Origin of the sequence: Paenibacillus sp. E194, assembly GCF_000935845.1 — a bacterium.
GTDB classification, from domain to species: Bacteria; Bacillota; Bacilli; order Paenibacillales; family Paenibacillaceae; genus Paenibacillus_B; species Paenibacillus_B alvei_B.
The window spans coordinates 1-4593 of record NZ_JMDX01000352.1 but is presented as its reverse complement, the minus strand read 5'-3'; the positions used below and the strand labels follow the sequence as shown (position 1 = coordinate 4593).

Sequence of the window (4593 nt, the reverse complement as noted above, 5' to 3'; positions counted from 1 at the left end):
GTTCTCGTACAGTGAGACGCTCAAGACATTGGATTATGCATTCAGCCAAATCTTAGCGGAGGCATTATCCGTACAGGCCATCAATGGCAGCGACGCTCATTCTCATCTCTGTTCCCATCACGATCTTCATCATTACACAGAGCAATGTGCTGCAGACGATGTCGACGTCCGGCATGAAAGATTAAGCCAAGGAGGGAACATATGTTACAGCATCGGTTACATCAACCCAACCAAATGTTGCCGTTCCGCCTTGTGCAGGCGGGCAATCGTATCGTTCTTGCCTTCGTCATCTGCGCCATGCTGGGAATTTCTCTGTTCGATGCCACAGCATCTGCGGCTCCCTATGAAGGCTACAACTATGGATATGACGGCAAGCCGATCAAGGCACCACTTCCATATGAACCGTCGAGGAGCTGGACGGGTGAAGCGCTTGGCGTTGGCGCATTGAATTCGCCGGAGGATATGACTATTGGCCCTGATGGGACGATGTATGTTCTTGATACGGGCAATAACCGGTTGATCGCACTGAACGACAAGCTGAAGCCCAAGTGGGTTGTAAGCAAGTTCACGAATCAAGGGGCAACGGATACGTTCGAACGCCCGCAAGGTCTCTTCGTGACGGAAGACAATCGCATTTATGTGGCGGATACCGGCAAGGCGAGAATCGTGGAATTGACACCAGAGGGAAACTTCGTACGTGCGCTGGGAACGCCGAAGTCGGACATGATGCGGGCGGATCTGCAATATGTTCCGATTAAGCTGGTCGTTGACCGAACGAAACGATTTTATGTCGTGAGCAAGGGCGTTTTCGACGGCATTATGGAGTTGTCGCCGGAAGGGGAATTCAATGGATTTATTGGCGTGAACCCTGTTCTGTATAACCCGATTGAGCTGTTCTGGAAGCAGTTTGCGACGAAGGAGCAGCGTAAGCAGATGGCACTGTTCATCCCGGTCGAGTTCAATAATATATCACTGGATGATGAAGGCTTCATGTATGTAACCACTGCCGATGAGATGTCTACCGAGCCCGTTCGCCGCCTGAACCCTTCTGGGGTGGATGTATTGAAGCGCAAGGGCTACGAAAAGCCGATGGGCGATCTGTACTTCAGCAACAGTGCCACAATGGGCGGATTCTCCACCTTAATTGCGGTTACTGCTGATAAGTTCGGCATGTATAGTGTACTCGATAATAAGCGCGGCCGCATTTTTACGTATGACAAGGAAGGCAAGCTGCTGTACATCTTCGGGCAGAATGGCGATAAGTTCGGCCAATTCAAGGCTCCAATTGACTTGGAGATGTCAGGGGATAAGGTACTTATTCTTGATAAAGGATCGAATCAGATCATTGTGTTCGAGCCAACTCGTTATGGACGTGTACTGCGCAAGGCGGTTGAATTGACGGAGGTTGGCAATGAGGAAGAAGCCGAGGCCGCGTGGGAAGAAGCATTGAAGCTGAACAATAACTTGGATATGGCGCATGTTGGCCTTGGCAAGGCGAAGCTGCGGGCTGGCGAATCTGAGGAGGCCATCCATGAATTTCGCCAGGGGATGCGCCCAGACTATTACTCGCGTGCATTCAAGAGTTATCGCAAGCAGTTGATATGGGATCAATTCGGGCTCTTCGCAACCTTGTGCATTGTGCTCGTTGTTGGGCTGATTATCGGAAATCAGATGTTGAAGGGCAGACTTGCTTCTGAACCAGGTAAGATTCGATTTGCTTGGAAGCTGATGTTTAGGCCATTCAAGTCCTTCTGGGAATTGAAATATGAACAAGCAGGACATTGGGGCTTTTCTCTGCTCTTGCTTCTTATCTTCATTATTTTATCAGTTATTAAGCGGCAATTTACCGGGTTTATTATTTTTCAGAGCTTGGAGACACAGTTCAGTATATGGATGGAAGTCCAGGTTGCCGTTATTCCATTCTTCCTCTGGTGTATTGCGAATTGGTCATTGACTACGCTAATGGATGGGGAGGGCAAGTTTAAGGAGATTGTAACTGCAACGGGTTACGCGCTTATGCCGTTAATTGTCATGCAAATTCCACTATTGATTCTATCCAACATCATGACGCAAGAGGAAACCTCGTTCTACTACATGCTGGAATCGATCAGCTATATATGGTGCGCCTTGCTCTTGTTCGTCGGTATGCTGACAGTGCATCAATATACGGCATCAAAGACAGTTGTCACGATGGGGATGACCTTCGTCGTTATCGGGATCATCCTATTCCTCGGTCTGTTAGCATTCAGCTTGGGGCAGCAAATGATCATGTTCGTATCCACCGTATATCAAGAAATCTCATTCCGGATCGGAGAGGGGTGACGACATGAAAATCTCATTACGCAAGTCTCGTGATTCCGGAACTGTCGCACCCACACGGCGACGGAAGTGGAAATGGAGAAACATAGGCATAGCTGGGGCGATTATGGCTGTGCTGCTGCTCCTGTTCGTTCTGTTCCAACCAAGAAGCCTGCCGCGCACGGGAGATGCAGCGATGCCGGACTTCGGTGTATCTACAACGCCAGGAGCGATCAAGGGAACGGTTGCGCTGGCATCAAATACTCAGTTGTCTGCAGCCCGGCAACAGGTAGCAGGCATGGAACTAGTGGCAGCAACAGATGTCCTGGAATTGTTCGTGAACAAAAGCACGGCTGAAGCTGCCGTCGTCGATCTTCGAAGCGCTGCGGTGTGGTGGACGAATCCACAGGATCGAGACCAGGACGGAATGGCCAGCCCGTTAATCAAGGGCAAGCTTGGCGCCCAATTGTCGCTTACCTACTTAATGCCGAATGGACAGACGAAGGACTATGACAGCTTCAATGACAGTGTTGTCCATAAGACCTTTACCATCCAATCGGAGTCGGACGGCATGACCGTCGTCTTTGAATTTGGTAATCCGGAACGCGGCGCAGAAGCGATTCCACTCAAGATTAGCAAGCAGCGGCTGGAAGAGAAAATATTAAATAAGCTCGACCAGAAGGATCGGAATCAGATGTTGACTCGCTTCCGTCTGAATGAGGATACGGGGATCTATGAACGTAGAGAGATTCCGAAGTCAGCGCTCAAGAAAGTGCTTGATCTGATTGAGAAGGCTGGATATACCGAAGAGGATCTTAAGTCCGACAATGAGCAGAATGGTGTTGTTGAGGGGGAGGGCGGAGGCAGTGCATCCTTTACGGTGCCGCTTCGCTACAAGCTTGATGGTGAGCACCTGCTGGTGAGCGTGGATGCCTCGGCAATCAAGTCGCAGCCCCCATACCGGCTGCATACCCTCGATGTTCTATCCTCCTTCGGTGCAGCAGGTAAGCAGGAGAATGGCTATTTGTTCGTGCCGGATGGTTCGGGCTCACTTATTTATTTCAATAATGGCAAGAATTACGCGCAAGGATTAGTCCTTCCTGTATATGGCGAGGATCCAAGCTTCTTCAAGACAGAGCAGTTGAATACGTATGAGACGGTTCGTATGCCTATTTACGGCATGAAGCGGGGCACGAGCTCTTTTCTAGCGGTCATCGAGGACGGAGATGCGATGTCGACCCTTTATGCAGATGTCAGTGGAAGGCAGCATGAATATAACTGGATTGGCCCACAGTTCACCGTATTGCCGAAAGACAAAGTTATGCTGAATGCCAGGGAGGAGCTTATTAAGACGCCTGCAGAGCCATACGCAGGACAGCTGCAAATTCGCTACATGTTCCAGAATCGCGAAGAGGCAGGATATTCGGGCATGGCGAATGCATACCGGGATTATTTGATGCGCAAATACCAGCTGAAGCCGCTGCGCGAACAGGCTGATAAGCCAGCGGATGCGCCATTCTACGTAGAGGCGATCGGTTCGATATCTAAAGTGAAGACCTTCTTGGGCGTCTCTTATGATTCGCCAGTGCCGCTCACCACATTCGATGAAGCTGGTCAGATGGTGAAGGAGCTTGCAGCTAGAGGAGTCTCAAATATTCAGATGAACTATGCCGGATGGATGAACGGTGGCATTCAGCATAAGCTGCCGAACAACGTGAAGGCGGTTCGCGAACTGGGGGGAAGAGATGGTCTGAATCGGCTGCGTGAACAGCTGCAGGCCCAAGGGGGAACCTTGTATCCGGAGTTCTCGCTTGGCCGCGTGTACAATGATGATGGGTGGAACGCAACCAAGGACAGCGTACAATCGCTTGGCCGAATCTCGTTGAAGTTTTTCCGATTCAACGCAGCTAATTTCAAGAAAAATTACGACGCATTCTCCCATTCATTATTGTCGCCAGCGTTGTACCCAACCGTCATGAGCCGTTACTTGGAGCATACGGAGCTTCTGGCGGATGATGGCGTCTCTGTTCAAGATTCAGGAAGCGAGATCTATTCCAATTTCAATCTGAATGAACCCATATTGCGTCAGAAGTCGATTGCCTTCGTCAGCAAGGCGCTGAAGCAGGCGGCGGATCGGGGCAAGGTCATGCTGCAAGGCGGCAATACGTATGTGCTTCCTTATGCGAGCCAGATTATCCGCGCACCGATGCAGAGCAACAGATTTCAGATAACGGACGAGATGATTCCTTTCTATTCGATGGTTATGCATGGCTTGATTCCTTATGCAGGTGAAGC

2 protein-coding genes are annotated in these 4593 nt (G+C 50.2%); both read left to right on the top strand.

Features of this window, described 5'->3' with window-relative positions; translation table 11 throughout:
- Positions 1-201 precede the first annotated feature (201 nt).
- Entirely contained in the window at positions 202-2322 is a 2121-nt protein-coding gene (locus AZ66_RS27165; RefSeq protein WP_052648899.1) for a YIP1 family protein, read from the top strand.
- A 4-nt stretch (positions 2323-2326) separates the two neighbouring features.
- The coding region (locus AZ66_RS27160; protein WP_044357751.1) for a DUF5696 domain-containing protein at positions 2327-4593 on the top strand (2267 nt) is incomplete at its 3' end.

Excerpts from the sequence above, each read along its gene's own strand:
- AZ66_RS27165 (WP_052648899.1), top strand. The coding sequence starts at position 202 with ATGTTACAGCATCGGTTACATCAACCCAACCAAATGTTGCCGTTCCGC.